Origin of the sequence: Sphaerotilus hippei, from assembly GCF_003201595.1 — a bacterium.
Lineage (GTDB): Bacteria > Pseudomonadota > Gammaproteobacteria > Burkholderiales > Burkholderiaceae_C > Sphaerotilus > Sphaerotilus hippei.
Map to the genome: position 1 here is coordinate 348,617 of NZ_QJJS01000002.1, position 21,413 is coordinate 370,029.

19 protein-coding genes are annotated in these 21,413 nt (G+C 72.5%); 9 read left to right on the plus strand and 10 right to left on the minus strand.

Features of this window, described 5'->3' with window-relative positions:
• Nucleotides 1–37 precede the first annotated feature (37 nt).
• Entirely contained in the window at nt 38–1,147 is a 1,110-nt protein-coding gene (locus C7444_RS03620; RefSeq protein WP_110399447.1) for an ABC transporter ATP-binding protein, read from the plus strand.
• A gap of 15 nt (nt 1,148–1,162) precedes the next feature.
• Here the strand turns inward: C7444_RS03620 and C7444_RS03625 are convergent, their stop codons facing one another.
• The 8 genes from C7444_RS03625 to C7444_RS03660 all read right to left on the minus strand — a co-directional run bounded on the left by C7444_RS03625 (nt 1,163) and on the right by C7444_RS03660 (nt 12,915).
• Nucleotides 1,163–2,026 carry a DUF429 domain-containing protein gene (locus C7444_RS03625; protein WP_245909394.1) on the minus strand — a complete coding sequence of 288 codons (864 nt, stop codon included), beginning with the start codon at nt 2,024–2,026 and terminating at the stop codon, nt 1,163–1,165.
• Nucleotides 2,010–2,435 carry a BLUF domain-containing protein gene (locus C7444_RS03630; protein WP_110399448.1) on the minus strand — a complete coding sequence of 142 codons (426 nt, stop codon included), beginning with the start codon at nt 2,433–2,435 and terminating at the stop codon, nt 2,010–2,012. Before C7444_RS03630 ends, C7444_RS03625 begins: the two co-directional genes overlap by 17 nt.
• A gap of 15 nt (nt 2,436–2,450) precedes the next feature.
• Nucleotides 2,451–3,182 carry a GTP cyclohydrolase I gene (gene folE / locus C7444_RS03635; protein ID WP_110399449.1) on the minus strand — a complete coding sequence of 244 codons (732 nt, stop codon included), beginning with the start codon at nt 3,180–3,182 and terminating at the stop codon, nt 2,451–2,453.
• A 69-nt stretch (nt 3,183–3,251) separates the two neighbouring features.
• The gene (locus C7444_RS03640; RefSeq protein ID WP_110399450.1) at nt 3,252–5,864 is read right to left on the minus strand and encodes an EAL domain-containing protein; all 2,613 of its coding nucleotides are present in this window, start codon (nt 5,862–5,864) and stop codon (nt 3,252–3,254) included.
• A gap of 23 nt (nt 5,865–5,887) precedes the next feature.
• Nucleotides 5,888–6,310, minus strand: a complete 423-nt coding sequence (locus tag C7444_RS03645) for a response regulator (protein ID WP_110399451.1) — start codon at nt 6,308–6,310, stop codon at nt 5,888–5,890.
• Between the two features lie 47 nt (nt 6,311–6,357).
• Nucleotides 6,358–8,376 (minus strand): PAS domain-containing sensor histidine kinase, encoded by a 2,019-nt coding sequence (locus tag C7444_RS03650; RefSeq protein ID WP_170130617.1) that lies wholly within the window; start codon nt 8,374–8,376, stop codon nt 6,358–6,360.
• A gap of 128 nt (nt 8,377–8,504) precedes the next feature.
• A complete protein-coding gene (locus C7444_RS03655) occupies nt 8,505–10,214 on the minus strand; it encodes a DNA ligase-like domain-containing protein (protein WP_110399453.1) in 1,710 nt (569 codons plus the stop codon).
• A gap of 13 nt (nt 10,215–10,227) precedes the next feature.
• Nucleotides 10,228–12,915: a cation-translocating P-type ATPase gene (locus tag C7444_RS03660; protein ID WP_110399454.1), complete on the minus strand. Its 2,688-nt coding sequence runs from the start codon at nt 12,913–12,915 to the stop codon at nt 10,228–10,230.
• A gap of 267 nt (nt 12,916–13,182) precedes the next feature.
• Between C7444_RS03660 and aztA the strand changes: the two genes are divergently transcribed.
• Genes aztA through C7444_RS03675 form a run of 3 tightly spaced genes read left to right on the plus strand, consistent with a single transcriptional unit; the run spans nt 13,183 to nt 15,779 of the window.
• Entirely contained in the window at nt 13,183–13,962 is a 780-nt protein-coding gene (gene aztA / locus C7444_RS03665) for a zinc ABC transporter ATP-binding protein AztA (RefSeq protein WP_110399455.1), read from the plus strand.
• 10 nt (nt 13,963–13,972) lie between these two features.
• A complete protein-coding gene (locus tag C7444_RS03670) occupies nt 13,973–14,860 on the plus strand; it encodes a metal ABC transporter permease (RefSeq protein WP_110399456.1) in 888 nt (295 codons plus the stop codon).
• A 1-nt stretch (nt 14,861) separates the two neighbouring features.
• Nucleotides 14,862–15,779 (plus strand): metal ABC transporter solute-binding protein, Zn/Mn family, encoded by a 918-nt coding sequence (locus C7444_RS03675; protein ID WP_110399457.1) that lies wholly within the window; start codon nt 14,862–14,864, stop codon nt 15,777–15,779.
• A 22-nt stretch (nt 15,780–15,801) separates the two neighbouring features.
• Here C7444_RS03675 and C7444_RS03680 read toward each other — a convergent pair whose 3' ends face one another.
• Nucleotides 15,802–16,176 (minus strand): Fur family transcriptional regulator, encoded by a 375-nt coding sequence (locus tag C7444_RS03680; protein WP_110399458.1) that lies wholly within the window; start codon nt 16,174–16,176, stop codon nt 15,802–15,804.
• A gap of 128 nt (nt 16,177–16,304) precedes the next feature.
• Between C7444_RS03680 and C7444_RS03685 the strand changes: the two genes are divergently transcribed.
• The 4 genes from C7444_RS03685 to C7444_RS03700 are packed head-to-tail and all read left to right on the plus strand — an operon-like array spanning nt 16,305 to nt 20,446.
• Nucleotides 16,305–16,910: a ZrgA family zinc uptake protein gene (locus tag C7444_RS03685; RefSeq protein WP_146219339.1), complete on the plus strand. Its 606-nt coding sequence runs from the start codon at nt 16,305–16,307 to the stop codon at nt 16,908–16,910.
• A gap of 16 nt (nt 16,911–16,926) precedes the next feature.
• The gene (locus C7444_RS03690; RefSeq protein ID WP_245909395.1) at nt 16,927–17,649 is read left to right on the plus strand and encodes an ABC transporter ATP-binding protein; all 723 of its coding nucleotides are present in this window, start codon (nt 16,927–16,929) and stop codon (nt 17,647–17,649) included.
• Nucleotides 17,646–18,920 carry an ABC transporter permease gene (locus C7444_RS03695; protein WP_110399460.1) on the plus strand — a complete coding sequence of 425 codons (1,275 nt, stop codon included), beginning with the start codon at nt 17,646–17,648 and terminating at the stop codon, nt 18,918–18,920. The genes C7444_RS03690 and C7444_RS03695 overlap by 4 nt, the downstream gene beginning before the upstream one ends.
• Before the next feature lie 56 nt (nt 18,921–18,976).
• Entirely contained in the window at nt 18,977–20,446 is a 1,470-nt protein-coding gene (locus tag C7444_RS03700) for an 8-oxoguanine deaminase (protein WP_110399461.1), read from the plus strand.
• Nucleotides 20,447–20,473: 27 nt separating this feature from the next.
• Here the strand turns inward: C7444_RS03700 and C7444_RS03705 are convergent, their stop codons facing one another.
• On the minus strand, nt 20,474–21,157 hold the full coding sequence (locus tag C7444_RS03705; protein ID WP_110399462.1) for a glutathione S-transferase N-terminal domain-containing protein: 684 nt from the start codon (nt 21,155–21,157) through the stop codon (nt 20,474–20,476).
• Between the two features lie 93 nt (nt 21,158–21,250).
• On the opposite strand from C7444_RS03705, the gene C7444_RS03710 reads away from it, so the two are divergent.
• On the plus strand, nt 21,251–21,413 hold a 163-nt coding region (locus C7444_RS03710), incomplete at its 3' end, for a transposase (RefSeq protein ID WP_146219340.1).

The window sequence follows — 21,413 nt, forward strand, 5'->3', positions numbered from 1 at the left end:
TTATCATTGAATTACCTGAGCCGTCGGACTCTCTCCCATGCCCTCCACGAACGACATCTGGTTGAGCCTCGAGCACCTGAGCCTGCGCTACGGCACGCAGACCATCGTGGACGGGCTGGACCTGCAGCTCTCGCGCGGCAGCATCGGCTGCCTGCTGGGTCCGTCGGGCTGCGGCAAGACGACGGTGCTGCGCGCGATCGCCGGTTTCGAGCCGGTGTCGGGCGGGCAGATCCTGCTCGACGGGCGGGTGGTCAGCTCGGCCGCGGTGCATGTGCCGCCCGAGCAGCGCCGCATCGGCATGGTGTTCCAGGACTACGCGCTGTTCCCGCACCTGAGCGTGCAGCGCAACGTCGCCTTCGGCCTGCGCGGCGTGGCCGACGCCGACCTGCGGGTGGCCAAGATGCTGGCCACCGTGGGCCTGGCCCAGTCCGGCGGCAAGTACCCGCACGAGCTCTCCGGCGGCCAGCAGCAGCGGGTGGCGCTGGCGCGCGCGCTGGTCATGCAGCCCGCGCTGCTGCTGATGGACGAGCCGTTCTCCAACCTCGACGTCGAGCTGCGCGAGCGCCTGGCCGCCGAGGTGCGCGAGATCATCAAGTCCCATGGCACGACCGCCATCCTGGTCACGCACGACCAGCACGAGGCCTTCGCGGTGGCCGACCAGATCGGCATCATGTCGGGTGGGCACATCCAGCAGTGGGACAGCGCCTACAACCTCTACCACCGGCCGGCCAATCGCCTGGTCGCCGACTTCGTCGGCCAGGGCGTGTTCCTGCCGGGTGAGGTCGGGCAGGGGTCGCAGGTGTGGCTGGAGCTGGGCACGGTACACAGCGGCCAGCCGATCCGCTGCACCGAACATGGTGACCTCTGCGCCAGCGGCTGCCAGGTCGACGTGCTGCTGCGTCCCGACGACGTGGTGCACGACGATGCCAGTCCGATCCAGGCCGAGGTGGTCAGCAAGGCCTTCCGCGGCGCCGACATCCTCTACACGCTGCGCCTGGGCAGCGGCGCGCTGGTGCTGTCGCTGGTGCCGTCCCACCACAACCACGCGCTGGGCGAGCGCATCGGCATCCGGCTCGACCTCGACCACGTGGTGGCCTACAAGCGCAGCGGTGTCGTCCAGGGCCTGCGCTGCGAGCAGCCGGCCTGAGCCGGGAGATGCCGCTCAGGCGGTGAGGATCCAGCCCTCGAGCGGATCGACCCCGGCCGGCCAGCCATGGCCGGGCCGCGTGACCGACCAGGCCACCTGCACCAGGCACAGCACGGCGTCGAGGGCATCGCCGCTGGCGTCATCGATCAGCTCGGCCCGCAGGGCCGGCTCGGCGACCAGCTGCAGCGCCAGCCGCCCGGCGCCCTGTTCGAGCCGCTTGACCAGCGTGATGCGGGCCTGGCGCCGTGCCTCGGTCCAGGCCTGGCGGTCGTCGCTCTTGTAGGACGTGCGGCCGATCAGCTCGCGCGCCAGCAGCCCCGGGTAGGCCTCCAGCGCCTGGCGCCGTCCATCCCCCGCCCGCAGCCCGGGCAGGTCGCAGCCCGCGGCGATCAGCCGCGGCACGCCCGCGTGCAGCATCCAGGCCACCGGCGGGTTCACCCATTTCATCGACGGGGACGCGCCGGCCGGACCGTCGCAGGCCCGGTGGGCGAACTTGCCGCCCACCGGCCGGGCCGCGCAGAAGGTCTTGAACCGGTCGCGGATCACGGCCCGGTCGAGCGCGGCGTAGTGCCGCATCAGCGCGCTCCAGTCGGTCGGCCAGCCCAGCGTGGTGACCAGCTCGCGGGGCAGGCCGAAGGGCAGGTCCATGCCGGCTCGCCACGGGCCGGGCTCGTCCAGGCTGGCGGCCCAGTCGTCGAGGTGGTGGAAACGCCGCAGCCGGTCCACCAGGACCCGCGTGCCGCAGCGCTGTCCGATGGCCATCGTGATGGCCTTGCGGCGGCTCGGGCGGCTGGAGAAATCGACCCCGCGCAGCGACAGGCCGGGCGGGGCCGGCGCGTCGGTGCCGCCCGGGGCCGGGCGATCAGCCGGCGCGGCCAACGATGGAGGCGGTGGCGATCAGCTCCTCGAGCAGCGCCATCGAGGCCCGGCCCGAGGTGACGAAAGGATCGAGCATCGGCTTGTCGCTGTACTTGAGCACCAGCGACGGGTTGATGCGCTGCAGGTTGACCTGGCCCATGGTCCAGCTCGAGAAGCGGCGTTCGCTGATCTCCTCGAAATGCAGCAGCGTGACGCCGCTGTGGCGGTTGTCGCGCACGATCTGGTTGTACAGGCCGTTGACCACGGCCCGTCCGCCCTCGAGCACCTGCATGAACACGTCCCCGCTGTGGCAGAGGATGCCGGTGATGCCCATCTGCGGGTTCCTGCTGCGCGACTGGGCGAGGATGTGGTCGATCATCTCGCCGGTCACGCCGTCGGCCCGGCTGGCATAAAGCAATCTGACGAGCATGAGTTTCTCCGTGGGTCAGCTCTTGCGCTGGCTGAGCAGCGCGAGGAATTCGCGCCGCAGGTCGGAATCCTTCAGGAAGGAGCCGCGCATGACACTGTTGATCATCTTCGAGTCCATGTCCTTGACCCCGCGCCAGCCCATGCAGAAGTGGTCGGCTTCCATGATCACCGCCAGGCCGTCGGGCTGCATCTTGTCGTTGAGCAGGTCGGCGACCTGGGTCACCGCCTCCTCCTGGATCTGCGGGCGGCTCATGATCCAGTCGGCCAGGCGCACGTACTTGGACAGCCCGATCAGCGCCGAATGCTCGTTGGGCATGATGCCGATCCACAGCTTGCCGATGATCGGGCACAGGTGGTGGGAGCAGGCGCTGCGCACGGTGATCGGGCCGACGATCATCAGCTCGCTGAGGTGCTCGACGTTGGGGAACTCGGTCACCGGCGGCTGGGGCACGTAGCGGCCGCGGAACACCTCCTGCAGGTACATCTTGGCCACGCGCCGGGCGGTGTCCTGGGTGTTGTGGTCGCTGTCGGTGTCGATCACCAGGCTGTCGAGCACGCCGGCCATCTTGCCCTGCACCTCGTCGAGCAGGGCCTCGAGTTCACCGGGCCGGATGAAGGCCGAGATGTTGTCGTTGGCGTGGAAACGCTGCTGGGCTGCCTTGATGCGTTCGCGGATCTTGCGCGAGACCGGAACGCCCGCATCATCGACGACCGGACCGTCGATGACGGAGGGGGGGACAGTGCTCATGGGATGCTGAGGTCAGGGAAAAGGGGACGCGAAGGAGGGAAGGCGATCACGTCATGTCGCCGGATGCTATCAGTGCAGCGATAAACCTGCCGTCGCCGGGCCTGCTGGCGTCTGCAGTCCCGGCGCGCTCACCAGGCCGTCCCGCCAGGTGGTGTCGAGCAGCCGGTCGATCAGCCCGCTCGCCTGGGGGCGCCCGAAGGCGTAACCCTGCAGCTCGTCGCAGCCCAGGCGCTGCAGCACCGCACTCTGCTGCTCGGTCTCGACCCCTTCGGCGACCACCTGCAGCTTGAGCTTGCGCGCCAGCGCGATGATGGCCTCGACGATCGCGACATCGTCCTCGTCGTGCGGGATGCCGTCGACGAAGGAGCGGTCGATCTTCAGGCGCTGCAGCGGAAAACGCTTCAGGTAGGCCAGGCTCGAATAGCCGGTGCCGAAGTCGTCCACCGACAGCTGCACGCCCAGCTGGCGCAGGCCCTTGAGCACGTCCAGCGTGTAGAGCGGATCGTCCATCACGCTCGACTCGGTGATCTCCAGCTCGAGCAGGCCGGCGTCCAGGCCGCTGTCGAGCAGCGCCTGCCGCACCACGGCCTCGAGCCCCGGGCGTTGCAGCTGGCGGGCCGACAGGTTGACGGCCATGCGCAGCGGCGGGCGGCCCCGGGCGGCGCAGTGCAGCGCCCAGATCCGGGCCTGCAGGCAGGCCTGGCGCAGCACCCACTCGCCGATCGGCAGGATCAGCCCGGTGTCCTCGGCCAGGCCGATGAAGTCGCCCGGGGGCACCAGCCCGCGCTGCGGATGCATCCAGCGCACCAGCGCCTCGAAGCCCGTCAGCCGGCCCTGCGCATTGATCTGGGGCTGGTAGTGCAGCAGCAGTTCCTGGCGGTCGAGCGCACGGCGCAGGTCGTTCTCCAGGCGCAGCTGCGCGTGGGCCTGGGCGTCCATGCCCGGGCTGAAGAAACGGTAGGTGTTGCGGCCCGCGGCCTTGGCCTTGTAGAGCGCGGTGTCGGCGTACTTCAGCAGGCTGCCGGCGTCGGTCGCGTCGCGCGGGTAGACGCTCAGCCCCAGGCTGGCGGTGACGTGGATCTCCTGGCCGGCCAGCTCGAAGGGCCGCGACAGCGTGCCGAGCAGCTTGTCGGCCACCAGCGCCACGCTGGCCGGATCGCCCGTGTCCTCCAGCACGACCAGGAACTCGTCGCCACCCAGCCGGGCCACCGTGTCCTGCTCGCGCAGCGCCGCCCGCAGTCGCAGCGCGGTCTGGCGCAGCAGCGTGTCCCCGGCGAGGTGGCCGAGCGTGTCGTTGATGGTCTTGAAGCGGTCGAGGTCGAGGAAGATCACCGCCAGGTCCGAGCGGCTGCGCTGGGCGTGGGCCAGGCCCTGGTTGAGCCGGTCGAGCACCAGCATGCGGTTGGGCAGGCCGGTGAGCGTGTCGTGGTAGGCCAGGTGCTGGATGCGGTCTTCCTGGACCTTCTGCTGCGTGATGTCGTGGGCGATGCCGACCCGGCGCACCGCCTGGCCCTGCTCGTCGAGCACCGCGTAGGCGCGCATGCGCACATGGCGCAGCTGGCCGTCGCGGCGCAGCACCCGGAAGCTCAGGTCGTAGTCGCGCGTCGAGGGCACCTCGGAAAAATGCTCGCGCACCACCGACAGGTCCTCCGGATGCACCCACTTCAGCCAGACGCTCCAGTCCCGGTAGAGCGCGGCCGCGTCGCCGCCCCAGACCCGCTCGTAGGCCGGGCTGACGTAGAGCACGCGCTGGCGGGCCGGATCGGTGAGCCAGAACACGTCGGTCAGCGCCTCGGCCATCTCGCGGAAACGCTGCTCGCTCTCGCGCAGCGCGCGCCGCTCGCGTTCGAGCTGCACCCGCAGGTGGGCCGACTCGAGCGCCACCGGCAGGCGCTGCCAGCCGCTGCTGTGCTTGACCAGGTAGTCGGTGGCGCCGAGCTTGAGGGTCTGGATCGCCGCCTCCTCGTCGCCCTGGCCGGTCAGGATGACGATGGGCAGGTCGACGCGCCGGGTCTGGCGCAGCTCCTTGGTCAGCTCCAGCGCGTTCATGCCGGGCAGCTGGAAGTCCAGCAGCAGCACGTCGACATCGGGCAGCGCCTGTGCGTCGGTGCAGCGGTCCAGGCGCAGCAGCACCTGCTCGGCGCTGTGCACCGTCTCGAGCCGCAGCTGCGGGGCGTGCCGCTGGATGTGGCGGCGCAGCAGGTCGATGTCGACGTCGTTGCTCTCGGCATAGAGCACCCGCAGCGGCTGCTCGCGCCGGTTCAGGCGCTTGCGGTGCTGTTCCATGACGGCCTGCACCAGCGCCGGCAGCCGCTGCAGGTAGTCGTTGTGCTTGACCACGTAGTCGTCGGCGCCGGCCCGCAGCGCGGCCACGGCCGACTGCTCGTCACCCGAGCCGGTCAGCACGATCACGGCGGTGTCCGGATGGTCCTGCATGAGCTCGGACAGCAGCTCCAGGCCGCTGCCATCGGGCAGGTGCATGTCCAGCAGCAGCAGGTCCCAGCGGCTGCGCCCGAGGGCGCGGCGTGCATCGGCCAGCGTGGGCTCGACGCTCAGGGCCACGTGCTCGCCATGGGCCTTCAGGGCCCGGCGGGTCAGATCGGCATCGTGTCGGTTGTCCTCGACATAGAGCACCCGCAGCGGGTGGGGCGAGCCGGTGGGGGGAGGGGAGTGGACAACCATGCGGGGCGGTGGATCGGAATCGGTCAGAGCGCACGCTCGTTCAGCACGCACCAGTACAGCTGGATCTGCGTGGCCACATCCATGAACTTCTCGAAGTCCACGGGCTTGACGATGTAGGAATTGGCCCCCAGCGTGTAGGCGGTGGCCACGTCCGCATCTTCGCGCGAGGTGGTCAGCATCACCACCGGTATTTTCTGGTAGACCGGGTGATTCTTCAGGTGGCGCAGCACCTCCAGCCCGTCGATGCGCGGCAGCTTCAGGTCGAGCAGGATGACCGCTGGCAGCGGGTCGCCCTCCCGCCAGGCGTTGACCAGGTCCAGCGCCTCCTCGCCGTCGCGGGCGATCTGCATCGGGTTGACGATGTGGCGCCGGGCGAAGGCACGCAGCGTCAGGTCGACATCCATCGGGTTGTCTTCGACCAGCAGGATCGGGCGTTGTGAGTTCATGACCGGAATGTGCAGCGCGGCGAGGCTTCGGGAAATGGGGTCGAAGCCTATTGTGCCGAGGCCTGGACAGGTTCCTCGTGGTACCTGTCGCCGGTGTCTGCGCTGCATGGCAGCTCGATCAGGAAGGTCGCCCCCTGGCCCGGGGAGGACTGGGCCCAGACCCGGCCGTGCATGCGTTCGAGCGCCTTGCGCACGATCGCCAGGCCCACGCCCGTGCCCGGGTAGTCCTCGGCCCGGTGCAGGCGCTGGAAGATCTCGAAGATGCGGTCGTGGTAGCGCATGTCGAAGCCCGAGCCGTTGTCGCGCACCCACAGGCGCACGTGGCCGGCCTGCGTGCAGCAGCCGATCTCCACGCTCGGCTGCGCCTGCGAGGTGGTGAACTTCAGGGCGTTGTCGAGCAGGTTGCGCAGCACCAGCTGCAGCCCGCGGGTGTCGGCCACGACCCTCTCCGGGCCCAGCGCCAGCGTCAGCCGCACGCCCCGCCGCTGGAGCTCGTCCTGCCGTTCGCCCACGCAGGCCTGCACCAGCCCGGCCAGCGCGACCGGGGCCAGCGCCGGGCGGCTGCGCTCGATGCGCGAATAGGCCAGCAGGTCGTCGATCAGCCGGGCCATGTGCTCGGTGGCCCGCCGGATCGTGCCGACGAACTCGCGACCCTCGTCGTCGAGCAGGTGGCTCTTGTCGTCGAGCAGCAGGCGGCTGTAGCCGTCGATGCCGCGCAGCGGCGCCTTCAGGTCGTGCGAGACGGAGTAGGTGAAGGACTCGAGCTCGCGACGCTTGGCCTCGAGGTCGGCGGTGCGCTCGCGCACCCGCTGCTCCAGCTCGGCATTGAGCCGGCGCACCTCGTCGTCGGCGGCCTTGCGCTCGGAGATGTCGAGCAGGTAGCCGTTGATCACGACGGCGTCGTCGGCATCGCGCATCGGCACCGCGCGTGCCTCGACCCAGACGGCGCCGCGCTCCGGATGGATGAGGCGGAACTCGTGGCGCCAGGGTTGCAGGTCGTCCTGCATCGTCGCGAGCGCCTGCTCGACGGCCGCGACGTCGTCCGGATGGGTCAGCGAGCCCAGGTGCATCGCGGGCCCGAGCAGCTCGCCGGTCGGGCGGCCGCAGAGCGTGGCCATGGCCGCGGTGATGAACACGAAGCGCCAGCGCCGCTGCTCGTCGCGCCTGAGCACGCAGGGCGCCGCGGGCGAGGCCTCGATGAAGCGGGCCAGCCGGGCGTCAGCCTCCCGGCGCGCGCGGCGTGCGGCCTCGGCCATGCGGGGCAGCGTGATGTCCTCGGTGATGCCGCCGATGCAGATCAGCTCGCCGAGCTCGTCGCGGATGGGAAAGGCGCGGTTGCGCACCCAGATCATCGAGCCGTCCGGCCGCACGACCCGGTATTCGATGTCCTCCGCCCGGCCCTGGGCCAGCGGGACGAAGCCCTGCAGCACGCGCGGGCGATCGTCCTCGTGCACCGCGTCCAGCCAGGCCTGCGGCGTCTGCTGCAGCGCCTCGACCGTGCATCCCCACAGCGCCGTGCAGGCCGGGCTGACGTAGAGCAGGCCGTGGTGCTGGCGGTCGGCGATCCAGACCATGTCGCGGCTGTGCTCGGTGAACAGCCGCAGCCGCTGCTCGGACTCGCGCAGCGCGTCCTCGGCCTCGATGCGGGCGGTCACGTCGCTGATGGTGCAGACCACCCCCTCGGGCACCTCGGGGGCGATGTCCTCGACGAAGGTGGCCGACACCTCGATCCAGCGCCGCGGCAGGCCCGGCCCCTCGAATCCGCTGATCTGGGGCGGCACGGCGCAGCGGCCCCGCAGCGCCTGCCAGACCGCCCGGTCCTCCACCGGCATCACGCTGCCGTCGCGCCGGAAGCGCCGCAGGCCCATCGATTCGGCGTTGCGGCCCAGCATCTGCTGGCCGGGGCGGTGGAACAGGCGCTCGGCCGCCCGGTTGGCCGAGACGATGCGCAGCTCGGTGTCGTAGAGCAGCACGGCATCGTGCAGCGCGTGGAAGATGGCCAGGTGCAGCGGCGGGCGTGCCGCCGCCGTGTGCTGGGGGGAGGCCGGGTCGGGGGACGAAGGCATGTCGTGGTGGTCTTCCATCGGCGCTGGCGGACGCTCTGCTCCCGGGACGATGTCCCGAATGTCCCCACAGTTCAGGCCGGCGTCAATGGACGGAGTTCCGCTTGCACGTGAAATCGTGGACCGCTCGTTCAATCCATGCCAGGGCCGGCCAGCGCCCGCAGGTCATCGAGCGTGTCGAGGTCGAGCAGCGAACGCTCGCCGCACAGGCGCAGCAGGCGTGCGCCCGCCACGGCCAGCCCGCTGCGGTGGCGCGCACTCGGGCCGATGGACTCGAAGCCCAGCTCGGCCACCAGACCGGGGCGCACGCTGCGCACCGGGCCGAAGCGCTCCAGCGTGGTGGCCTTGACGACACGCTGGATCTCCCGGCGCCGGACCTCGTCCAGCCCTTCGGTCACCTTGGCGACGGTCACCAGCTGCAGCGCCCCGGGCGCGGCGGGTTCACGCCGCTCGATCTGCTCGAGCACGACCCGGACCTGCTCGCTGGTGGTCGGCCGGTGGCTCCAGACGGCGAAGCTGCAGTCCGTCAGGCCGCTGGCATCGGCCTGGGCGTGCACCAGCACCGCGGTCGCGCGCATCGGATCGGCCGGCCAGGTCCGGCCCGGGCCGTCGCCGGCCGAGGGGTGGCCACGGCGCAGCAGCAGCCCGGTCATGCCGTGCCGGCGCAGGTCCATGCGCTGCTGCTGCAGCCCGGCCCAGTGCTCGAAGCGGATCGGCGCCGAACGCCGCCAGGTCGCCGGCAGCGCCAGGCGCTCGAGCGCCGCGAGGCGCTGCTGCAGCGGCTGTGCACGCCGGTCGAGGCCGTCGAGCTCGAGCAGGTCGTGGACCAGCACCATCGCCGGTGCCTGCTCGAGCAGGCGTCGCCCGGGTGGGCGCCGGGTGCGGGGCTGCAGCAGCAGTGCCGACTCGGGTGCCGGCGCGCCGGGCCGCCAGACCAGCAGCTCGCCGCTGAGCACCGTGCCGTCGGGCAACTGCATCGCCTGTCCGGCCACGTCCGGATGGTGCGTGGTCACCAGCGCCTGCGCGGGGGACCAGATCCAGACCTGGCCGGCGCGCCGGACCACCTGCACCGGCAGGCCGTCGTGGGTGCCGTCGGCCCGCCAGTCCGCCGGCGCGCCCAGGCGCGTGTCCGGCGCCTCGGTGTCGGCCGGGGTCAGCACCGGGAAGGCCTCGAAGGCATAGGGCTGGCCGGTCGGTGCGCAGGCCGCGGGTGGCGGAGCCAGCAGCGCGATCAGGTCGGCGGCCGCCGGCCGTCGCCCGGGGCCCTGGAGGTGGCGGGCCAGCCGCTGGGCGACCAGCGTGGGGTCCAGCCCGGCGTGGGCCGCGACCGCCTGCTGCAGCAGCCCGGGGCTGACGCCCGGGCGCAGGCCGCCGGCCACCAGCCGGTTCAGCAGCAGGCGCCCGTCCAGGTCCAGCTCGTTCCACCAGCGGCACAGCGTGGCCTGCTGCTCCGGCTCGGTCTGCTCGCGCAGCCGTGGCAGCCGCTCGTCCATCCAGACGGCCAGGCCGGGGGCGGCCCGGGCCTCGGTCCGGTCCCCTTGACCTTCCGCCGCCGCCGGGGGCGGATCCGGCCACACCAGGGCGACGGTCTGCGCGACCTCGCCCACCGTGGCGTGACAGGCGTCGAACAGCCATCCCGGCAGGCCCGAAGCCTGCCGGGCGATCCGCAGCAGCGCGGCCGGGGCCAGGCTGCGGCGTGTCCTGCCGCCGGCCAGCAGGTACAGCGCCCAGGCTGCGTCGGCGGGCTCCGCCGCGGCCAGATGGGCCCTCAGCGCGGCCTGCTGGTGGTGCGGTGCGGCGCTGGCGTCGAGTTCGGCGCGCAGCCGGGCGAAAAGATGCATGAGCCGCGATCCTTCAGCGCCGCCGCCAGGCCTTCTCGGCCTCGACCGCCACCGCGACCGTGGCGGCACAGCCCAGGCAGATCAGCAGCTCCGCGGCCGACAGCGCCTCGGTGTGGAAGATGTCCTGCAGCCAGGGCACGTAGAGCGTGGCCATCTGCATCACGAAGGTCAGTGCCACCGCGCCGTGCAGCGGCAGGTTGCTGCGCCAGCCCAGTCGCCACATCGGCACGCTCTCGGAGCGGATGGCCAGCACATGGGCCATCTGCGCCAGCGTCAGCACGGTGAAGACCATCGTCTGGCCGTGGGCCTGGCCGTCGTGGATCGCCCAGGCGTGCACCCCCAGGCACAGCGCGGCGATCAGCAGGCCCACCCACAGCGCGTGCTGCCACAGCCCGTGGGCGAACAGGCTCTCGCCGGGCGGGCGCGGCGGGCGGCGCATCACGCCGGGCTCGGCCGCCTCGGCCGCCAGCGCCAGGCCCGGCAGGCCGTCGGTCACCAGGTTGATCCACAGGATGTGGATGGGCAGCAGCGGGATGGGCAGCCCGAGCAGCGGCGCGAGGAAGATGGTCCAGATCTCGCCCGAATTGCCGGTCATCGCGTAGCGGATGAACTTGCGGATGTTGTCGAAGATGCGCCGGCCTTCACGCACCGCGGTGACGATGGTGGCGAAGTGGTCGTCCAGCAGCACCAGCGAGGCGGCCTCGCGGGCGACGTCGGTGCCGTTGCGGCCCATCGCCACGCCGATGTCGGCGGCCTTCAGTGCCGGGGCGTCGTTGACCCCGTCGCCGGTCATCGCGACATGCCGGCCCCGCGCCTGCAGCGCCTGCACGATGCGGATCTTCTGCGCCGGGTCGACCCGCGCATACACCCGCACGTCCTCGACCCGCGCGCCCAGCTCGGCCTCGTCCATGCGGCCCAGGTCGGCCCCGGTCAGCACCTGGGGCGGCTGCTGGCCCGGATCGAGCAGGCCCAGCTGCGCCGCGATGGCCAGCGCGGTGGCCGGGTGGTCGCCGGTGATCATCACCGGCGTGATGCCGGCGGCCAGGCATTCGGCCACGGCCGCGCGCGCCTCCGGGCGTGGCGGGTCGATCAGCGCGATCAGCCCCAGCAGCTCGAGCTGCCGCTCGGCCTGGTCGGCGCTCTCGTCCTGCGGATGCCGGTCGGCCTCATGGCGCCGCTGCGCCAGGGCCAGCACCCGCAGGCCCTGGCCCGCCAGCTGCCGGGCGCGTTCCAGCCAGGCCTGCAGCTCGACCTCGCCACCGGTGTCGGTCGCGATGCAGCGCGGCAGCACGGCCTCCGGGGCGCCCTTGGTCAGGGCGAGCCAGCCGTGTCCGGTGCGGTGCAGCGTGCTCATGCGCTTGCGGTCGGCGTCGAAGGGCCACTCGTGCGCCCGGGGCAGGCGGGCCCGCAGCGGCTCGATGGGCAGGTCGCGGGCCGCGGCGCCGTCGAGCAGCGCGGTCTCGGTCGGGTCGCCGATCCAGGCGCTGGGCGTGTGCTCGGACCAGCGCTCGGCGCCGGCCCGGCGGTGCGGCGCCGGCTGCGCGTCGTTGCACAGCACGGCCGCGCGCCACAGCGCGGCGTCGGCCGTGCGGCTGGCCGGCGCCTCGTCCAGCGAGGTCAGCGCGGCGCTGACCTGCATGCGGTTGAGCGTCAGCGTGCCGGTCTTGTCCGAGCAGATGGTGCTGACCGAGCCCAGCGTCTCCACCGCCGGCAGCCGCCGCACCAGCGCCTGGCCCTGCACCATGCGCCGCGCGCCCAGGGCCAGCAGCACGGTCACCACCGCCGGCAGCGCCTCGGGGATCGCGGCCACCGCCAGGCTGATCGCCGTCAGCGCCATGGTCCAGGGCGATTCGTCGCGCAGCAGCACGCCGGTGAAGAACACCACCACGCAGATGCCCAGCACCACCACCGACAGCCGCCGGCCGAAGGCGGCCAGGCGGCGCTGCAGCGGCGTGCTGCGCCGACCGCTCGAGCCCAGCAGCGAGGCGACCTGGCCGAGCTGCGTGCCGGCGCCGGTGGCCACCACCAGCCCTTCGGCGCGGCCGTGCGTGATCATCGTGCCCTTGAAGGCCATGTTCAGACGGTCGCCCAGCGCGAGGCTGGCGCCGTCGCTGCCCGGGGGCGGGGACAGCGCCTGCGCATGCTTGTCCACCGTCACCGACTCGCCGGTGAGCGTGGACTCGTCCACCCGCAGCTGCGCGACGCTGCTCAGCCTCAGGTCGGCCGGCACCAGGTTGCCGGCCTCCAGCAGCACCAGGTCGCCCGGCACCAGGTCGTGGGCCTGCACCTGCTGCGGCTGGCCGTCCCGCCGCACGCAGGCCTGGGGGGCGGCCAGCTGCTGCAGCGCGAGCAGGGCCCGGTCGGCCTTCCATTCCTGCACCAGGCCGATCAGCGCGTTGAGCACGACGATCACCAGGATCACCACCGCATCGGTGCGCTCGCCCAGCGCGAAGGCCACCCCGGCGGCGGCCAGCAGCACCAGCACCATCACGTCGAGAAAAGGCTCGAGCAGCCGGGCCGGCAGGCTGCGGGGGCGTGCCGTCGGCAGCGCGTTGGGGCCGTGGCGGGCCAGTCGTTCCTCGTGCTCGGCCGGCCTCAGCCCGGTGCCCGGATCGACGCCCAGGCCGGCGGCCACCGCCTCGACGCTCAGCAGGTGGGCCCGCTCGTGGATCTCGGCATGGGCGCGATGCGGTTCAACCATGGTGTCGGCTCGGCAGGTGCTCGGCTGTGATGGAGTTCACGAGCTTAAGCCGATCCGGGCACAAGGCCCTGACGGTTTTCGGGATATGGGCCGATATTGATATTGCTTTATCATGAAGCCATGAAATGCCTCCGCCCTGCCGCCCGTGATGTCCCTGCCGCCGCGAGGCCGACGTGCTGAACAGCGCGTGGCAACGCCTGGGCTGGGCGGGCGGGCTGGTCGGACTGATCTGGCTGGCCGTGTTCTGGGCGCTGGGCTGATCCGCCGATGAGCGCCCATCCGCACCACCATGTCGCCACCCATCGCCTGACCCACGGCGAGGCGCTGGCGCTGAAGAACCTCACCGTGGCCTACCGCGGCCACCCGGCCGTGCATCACCTCGACGGCGCCTTCGAGCGCGGTTCGATGACCGCCATCGTCGGCCCCAACGGCGCGGGCAAGAGCAGCCTGCTCGGGGCGCTGACGGGCGAGCTGCGTCCGGCCGAAGGCGAGGTGACGCGCGCCGCCGGCCTGCGCCTGGCCTACCTGCCGCAGCAGTCGCAGATCGACCGCAGCTTCCCGGTCCAGGTGATGGACGTGGTCGCGCTGGGCCTGTGGTCGCAGCTGGGGCGCTGGCGCGGGCTCGATGCGGCCCAGCGCGAGCAGGTCCGGGCCGCGCTGGCGGCGGTGGGTCTGCAGGGCTTCGAGCGCCGGCTGATCGGCGAGATCTCGGTGGGCCAGTTCCAGCGGGTGCTGTTCGCCCGGGTGCTGCTGCAGCAGGCCGACGTGATCCTGCTCGACGAGCCCTTCAACGCGATCGACGCCCGCACCACCGCCGACCTGCTCGGCGTGGTGCACCGCTGGCACGCCGAGGCCCGCACGGTGATCGCGGTGCTGCACGACCTCGACCAGGTGCGCACGCATTTCGAGCGCACGCTGCTGCTGGCGCGCCGCTGCGTCGCCTGGGGGCCGACGGCCGAGGTGCTGCGCGCCGAGCACCTGTTCGCCGCGCGCCAGATGTCCCAGACCTGGGACGAGGCCGCGCCACGCTGCGTCGAGCCCGCCTGAGCCGCCAGCGATGGAGTCGCCGTGGCCGGCCCTGCAGGGCCTGATCCTTCCGTTCGCCGAATTCCCGTTCATGCGCCGCGCGCTGGTCGCCAGCCTGGCGCTGGGCATCGGCAGCGCGCCGCTGGGCGTGTTCATGGTGCTGCGCCGCATGAGCCTGATGGGCGACGCGATGGCGCACGCGCTGCTGCCCGGCGCCGCGCTGGGGTTCATGGTGGCGGGCTTCTCGCTGACCGCGATGAGCCTGGGCGGTTTTGCCGCCGCGCTGCTGGTGGCCGTGCTGGCCGGCGCGGTGACGCGCTCGACCGGCCAGCGCGAGGACGCCAGCTTCGCGGCCTTCTACCTGATCGCGCTGGCGCTGGGCGTGCTGATGATCTCCAGCAGCGGCAACAGCGTCGACCTGATGCACGTGCTGTTCGGCAGCATCCTGGCGGTCGACGAGCCGGCGCTGCTGCTGATCGCCGGGGTCAGCTCGGTCACGCTGCTGCTGGTGGCGCTGTGCTTTCGCCCGATGGTCGTCGAGAGCTTCGACCCCGGCTTCCTGCGGGCGGTCAAGGGCGGCGGCGCGGCCATGCACACGCTGCTGCTGGTGCTGACCGTGGCCAATCTGGTGGTCGGCTTCCAGGCCATGGGCACGCTGATGGCCGTCGGGCTGATGATGCTGCCGGCCACCGCCGCCCGCTTCTGGGCCGGCCAGGTCGTGACGATGATGGCCGCGGCGATGCTGATGGCGGTGGTCTCGGCGCTCGGCGGGCTGCTGCTGTCCTTCCATGTGCGCTGGCCGTCCGGGCCGGCCATCGTGCTGGTGGCCGGGGCGCTCTACGCCCTGTCCGTGTTCTTCGGCGCACGCGAGGGCCTGCTCTGGGTCTGGCTGCGCCAGCGTCTGCATCGGGAGGCCTGACATGGTCGGTGCTCGGTGGCGGTCCCGCCGGGACTGCCTGATCGCGGCGGCTGCCGCGTGCGGCCTGGGGGTCGCTGGAGCCGCCCGGGCGGCCTCGCCGCCGCTGCGCGTGGTCGCGACCTTCTCCATCCTGGCCGACCTGGCACGCCAGGTGGCGCCACCGGACAGCGAGGTGCATGCGCTGGTCGGCCCCGATGCCGATGCCCATGTCTTCGAGCCCACCCCGCAGGACGTGATGCGGCTGGCGCGTGCCGACGCGGTGGTCGTCAACGGCCTGTTCTTCGAGGGCTGGATCGACCGCCTGATCCGCGCCAGCGGCTTCCGCGGCCCGGTCATCGTCGCCAGCGAGGGCATCACGCCCCGCCGGCTGGGCCCGTCCGTCGACCCGCACGCCTGGCAGGACCTGGCCCATGTGCGCCGCTACCTGCTGAACCTGCAGGCCGGCTTCGCCCGGCTGCGACCGGAATCGGCGGCGCTGATGCAGCAGCGCACCCGCGCCTACCTGGCGCAGGTCGATGCCCTCGATCGGGACACCCGCGCGCGCCTGGCCACGATCCCGGTGGCCGATCGCCGGGTCGTGACCACGCACGACGCCTTCGGCTACCTGGCCCGGGCGCAGGACATCGAGTTCCTCGCCGCCCAGGGCTGGGACACGCACAGCGAGGCGTCCGCGGCCGACATCGCCCGGCTGATCGCGCAGATCCGCCGCCAGCACGCCCGCGCCGTCTTCATCGAGAACATCAGCGATCCGCGCCTGGCCCGGCGCCTGGCCCGGGAGGCCGGTGCCACCGTCGGCGGCACGCTCTACTCGGATGCGCTGTCGGCACCGGGCACCGCGGCCGACACCTTCCTGAAGATGTACGCACACAACGTCGACATGCTGGTGCGGGCCCTGGGCGGGCCGCCCGCCGCGCGCTGAGCGGGCGGGGCCGCCGGGCCGTTCAGGCCGCGGCGCAGTCGCTGCACAGGCCGTAGAGCGTGATGTCGTGCTGCTCGAGGCGAAAGCCCGGGGGCACCAGGTGGCCCAGGTTGCCCGGGCAGCCGTGCACGACGAAGACCTTGTGGCAACCGGTGCAGCGGAAGTGGTGGTGGTGCTCGTGGCGGGCCGGCTGGTAGCGCGGGCTGTCGCCGGGCAGCGTGACCGCGTGCACCTCGCCCTCGTCGACCAGCAGCTTGAGGTTGCGGTAGACCGTCGCCAGGCCGAGGGCCGGGACCTGCTGCTTGGCCGCGTCGAGCACCTCCTGGGGCGACAGGGGCCGCTGTGCAGCGGTGATGGCGTCGCGGATGGCCGAGCGCTGGCGGGTAGATCGTTCCATGACCGGATTGTGCCGCCTCATTCAGGTCGCCGAGGTGCGGCCGATGCTCCGCAGGGTCTGGTGCTTTATTGCGAACCGTTTATCATTAAGGTCCATGCCGCCGTGGCGGTGCTTTGCAGGAAACCTGGATGTCCCGTTCTTCTGATGGTGATCGTGTCGTGCCCGCGGGCTCGGCCCCGGTGCGGCGTCGTGGTGCGCGCGGGGGGCTGCTCGCCGGCCTGCTCGGCGTGCTGGCGCTGACGGCCCAGGCCGGCGGGCAGGGCCACGCCGCCGCCCATGTGCATGGTCTGGTGCCGCTGGAGATCGTGGTCGAGCCGGGGGTCGTGACCATCGGCATGGAAGCCCCGCTGGACAGCCTGCTCGGCTTCGAGCGTGCGCCCCGCAGCGCCGCCGAGAAGCAGGCCGCCCAGGCGCTGCTGCAGGCGCTGCGTTCGGGCCAGGGCCTGTTCGCCTTCGATCCGGCGGCCGGCTGCCTCCTGCAGGGCGCCAGCGCCACGTCCGAGGCGCTCGAGCCGCCGGCCGGCGCCGCCCGCACGGTGGAACACGCCGACGTCGACGCCCGTTTCGAGTTCCGCTGCACCACCACGCAGGCGCTGCGTGCGGTCGATGTCGGCGGCCTGCTGGACCGCTACAGCCGCATCCGCCAGATCGAGGCCGGCATCGTCGCGCCGCAGGGGCAGTTCAAGCGCACGCTCGCGCGCGGCGCCGCCCGCCAGCTGACCTGGGGTCGCTGAGGCGATGGCCGGTGCCGTGTCGTCCGTGACTGGGGCCGGGGCCGTGCCGGCGCCGGTGCTGGAGATCCGTGATCTGGTCTTCCGCTGGCCGGGCGCCGCGCAGGCGCTGGAGGTGGGCGAGCTGAGCCTGGCCGCCGGCGAGTCGCTGTTCCTGCATGGCCCGAGCGGCTGTGGCAAGAGCACGCTGCTGTCGCTGTGCGCCGGCGTGCTGGTGGCGCCGCAGGGCCGCGTGGCGCTGCTGGGGCAGGACTGGCGCGAGCTGTCGGCCACCCGGCGCGACCGCTGGCGGGCCGATCACGCCGGTTACCTGTTCCAGCAGTTCAACCTGCTGTCCTATTGCCCGGTGCTGGAGAACGTGATGCTGCCTTGCCGTTTTTCCGCGGTGCGCGCGCAACGCTGTGGCGCGGGCGAGGCGGCCTGGCGCGAGCAGGCGCAGGCGCTGCTGGCCCAGGTCGGGCTCGAGCCTGCGCTGTGGTCGCGTGCGGCCTCGGTGCTGTCGGTGGGCCAGCAGCAGCGTGTGGCCGCGGCTCGGGCGCTGATCGGCCGCCCGGCGCTGGTGATCGCCGACGAGCCGACCTCCGCGCTCGATGCCGAGGCCCGCGACCGGTTCATGGCCCTGCTGCACCAGGCCTGCGAGGCGGCCGGCAGCGCGCTGCTGTTCGTCAGCCATGACCGCAGCCTGGCGGCGTCGTTCGACCGGGTGGTCGACCTGCGCGACCTGGGCGGGAGCGCGCGGTGAAGGCGCTGCTGTCGCTGGCCACGCGCAGCGCCTGGAATCGCCGCTACACGCTGGTGCTGGTGGTGCTGTCCATCGCGCTGTCGACGCTGCTGCTGCTGGGCATCGAGCGCATCCGCCACCAGGTGCGCGACAGCTTCGCGCAGACGGTCTCGGGCACGGACCTGATCGTGGGCGCGCGCACCGGCTCGGTCCAGCTGCTGCTGCACGCCGTCTTCCACGTGGGCAGCGCCACCAGCAACATGCGCTGGAGCAGCGTGCAGGCGCTGGCCGAGCACCGTTCGGTGGCCTGGGTGGTGCCGCTCTCGCTGGGCGACAGCCACCGCGGCCGCGCGGTCGTGGCGACGACGGCGGCGTTCTTCGAGCATTTCCGCCACGGTCGCCAGCAGCCGCTGCAGCTGGCCGAGGGGCGGCGCTTCGAGGACGGCGTGCCGGGCGTGTTCGACGCCGTGCTGGGCGCCGAGGTGGCCCGCTCGCTGGGCTACCGGCTGGGCCAGCGCCTCGTGCTCAGCCATGGCGACGGGGCGATCGCCGCCAACGACCACGCGGACAAGCCCTTCACCGTGGTGGGCATCCTCGCGCCCACCGGCACGCCGGTGGACCGCACGGTGCACATCAACCTCGCGGGCATGCAGGCGCTGCACCTGGACTGGATGGCCGGTGCGCCGCTGCCGGGCCGGGCGGTGCCGGCCGAGCAGGCGCTGCTGCAGGACCTGGCCCCGCGCCAGGTCACCGCCGTGCTGGTGGGGCTGAAGTCGCGCGGCCGGGTGTTCGGCGTGCAGCGGGCGGTGGCGGAGTTCGAGGCCGAGCCGCTGATGGCGGTGATGCCCGGCGTGGCGCTCGACGAGCTGTGGGAGGTGGTCGGTGCCGGCGAGCAGGGGCTGCAGGTGATGAGCGCCCTGGTCGCGCTGGTCAGCCTGGCCGGCCTGGTGGCGGTGATCCTGGCCGGACTCGAGCAGCGCCGGCGCGAGCTGGCCATCCTGCGGGCGGTGGGGGCCGGGCCGCGGCAGATCCTGCTGCTGCTGTGCCTCGAGGGGGGCCTGGTCACCGCCTGCGGCGTGCTGCTCGGTGCGCTGGCGACCGCCGCGCTGCTGCTGCTGGGGGCGCCGCTGCTGGCGCAGTGGACCGGCATCGGCTTCGTGCCGGAGGCGCCGCGGCCCGAGGAGTGGCTGCTGATGGGCGCGGTGCTGGCGGCCGGTCTGCTGGCCAGCCTGGTGCCGGGCTGGCGGGCCTGTCGGCTGGCGCTGGCCGACGGGCTGCAGCCGCGCCTGTGAGGCCGGGCGGGGCCGCGTGCCCGACCATGGCGCGGCCCTTGCTGCATGCTGGCGCCATGAACCCGACCGCCCCCGATGCCTGCGACACCCTGGTGCTGATCCACCAGGCCGAACTGATCGCCACCTTCGATGCGCAGCGCCGCGAGCTGCGCGGAGGCAGCCTGCTGGTGCGCGGGCGAGCGGTGGCCGCCGTCTACGCCGCCGGCGAGGTGCCCCCGGAGGTGCTCGACGAGGTGCGCGCCCGCGGCGAGCTGATCGACGCGCGGCGCCACACCGTCACGCCGGGTCTGGTCAACACCCACCACCACATGTACCAGTCGCTGACGCGGGCGGTGCCGGCCGCGCAGGACGCCGAGCTGTTCGGCTGGCTGAAGACGCTCTACCCGATCTGGAGCGGGCTGACGCCGGAGATGGTGCGGGTGTCGACCCAGGTGGCGATGGCCGAGCTGCTGCTGTCGGGCTGCACCACCACGGCCGATCACCACTACCTCTTTCCGGGCGGCGTGCGGCTGGACGACCAGATCGAGGCGGCCGCGCCGATCGGCATGCGGCTGCATGCCGCGCGCGGCAGCATGAGCGTGGGCGAGAGCGCGGGCGGCCTGCCGCCGGACTCGCTGGTCGAGCGCGAGGTCGACATCCTGACCGACACCCAGCGCCTGATCGAGACCTACGACGACCCGGGCCGCTACAGCCGGCTGCGGGTGGTGGCCGCGCCGTGCTCGCCGTTCTCGGTCAGCCGCGAGCTGATGCGGGACTCGGCCGTGCTGGCGCGCAGCCTGGGCGCGCGCCTGCACACCCATCTGGCGGAGAACGACCACGACCTGGCCTACAGCCAGTCCAGGTTCGGCATGACGCCGACCGAATACGCCGAGAGCGTGGGCTGGCTGGGCGAGGACGTCTGGCATGCCCACTGCGTCAAGCTCGATGCCCACGGGCTGGCACGCTTCGCCGCCACCGGCACCGGCGTGGCGCACTGCCCGTGCAGCAACATGCGGCTGGCCTCGGGCATCGCGCCGGTGCGGCGCATGCTCGACGCCGGCGTGCCGGTGGGCATCGGCGTGGACGGCAGCGCCAGCAACGACGCCGCCCACCTGCTCAACGAGGCGCGCCAGGCGCTGCTGCTGGCCCGCGTGGGCCGGGCGATGCAGCCTCCGCAGGCCGACGGCGAAGGCCGGCTGCGCTACGGCTGCGACCTCGGTCCGGCGGAGATGACCGCCCGCGATGCGCTCGAGCTCGCCACGCGCGGCGGCGCCCGGGTGCTGGGGCGTGACGACATCGGCCACCTGGCGCCGGGCATGGCCGCTGACCTGGTGCTGTGGCCGCTGGACACGCTGGCCATGGCCGGGGGCGCGGTGCACGACCCGCTGGCCGCGCTGCTGCTGTGCGCCAGCCCGCAGGTGGCCTGGAGCCTGGTCGACGGCCGGGTGCTGGTGCGCGAGGGGCAGCTCACGACGCTGGCGCTGGGGCCGCTGCTGGAGCGCCACGACCGGCTGGCGCGGCAGCTGGTCGAGGGCGGGCGGCGCTGAGCCGCGGTCGAGCCGGCGGCGCCGGGCTCAGCGCCCGGTCCGGTACGGCTCCTCGAAGGCGATGAAGTCCTGCTCCGCCAGCGCGTCGGCGACCCAGGCCTGCATGCCCGGCGAGGCCCAGACCGCGTCGGCATAGGCGGCCATCGTCGGCGACATCGGCAGCGCATAGGTGCGCAGCCGGCCGACCACCGGCGCGAAGTAGGCGTCGACGATGCCGAAGCCGCCGAACAGGAAGGGCCCGCCGCTGGCCTGCAGCGCCTCGCTCCACAGCGTGTCCAGCCGGTCCAGGTCGGCCTGGAGGCCAGGCTGCGTGGCCAGCAGGTGCGCGCCGACCTCCGGCAGGCTGGCCTCGAGGTTCTGGCTGCAGTGCTGGCGCAGCGCGCCGAAACCCGAGTGCATCTCCGCGCAGTACGAGCGGGCCCGCGCGCGGGCGCGGCGCTCCTGAGGCCACAGCGGCTGCTCCGGGTGACGTTCGGCCAGGTATTCGGCGATGGCCAGCGTGTCCCACACCACCAGGCCGTCGTCGTCGACCAGCACCGGCACCTTGCCGGTCGGCGAGGTGCGGGCGATCGTGGTCTTGAAGGCCGAGTCCGGCTCGAAGCCGTCGAAGCGCACCATCACCTCCTCGAAGGGCAGGCCGAAGTGGCGCATCAGCACCCAGGGGCGCATGGACCAGGACGAATAGTTCTTGTTGCCGATGTAGAGCTGCATGGGGCGAGGGTCCGGTGATGGATGACGTCGCCATGCTAGAGCGTGTTATGAACTTTCCCCCGGGCCGTGGTGGGCCAGAGCTAGCCTGAAATCGTGACCAGAAAACCCTACCCGAGCGACATCAGCGAAGAAGAGTGGCATTTTGTGGCGCCGTACCTGACGCTGATGGATGTGAACGCGCCGCAGCGCCGCCACGACCTGCGCGAGGTGTTCAACGCGCTGCGCTGGCTGGCGCGCGCGGGAGCGCCCTGGCGAC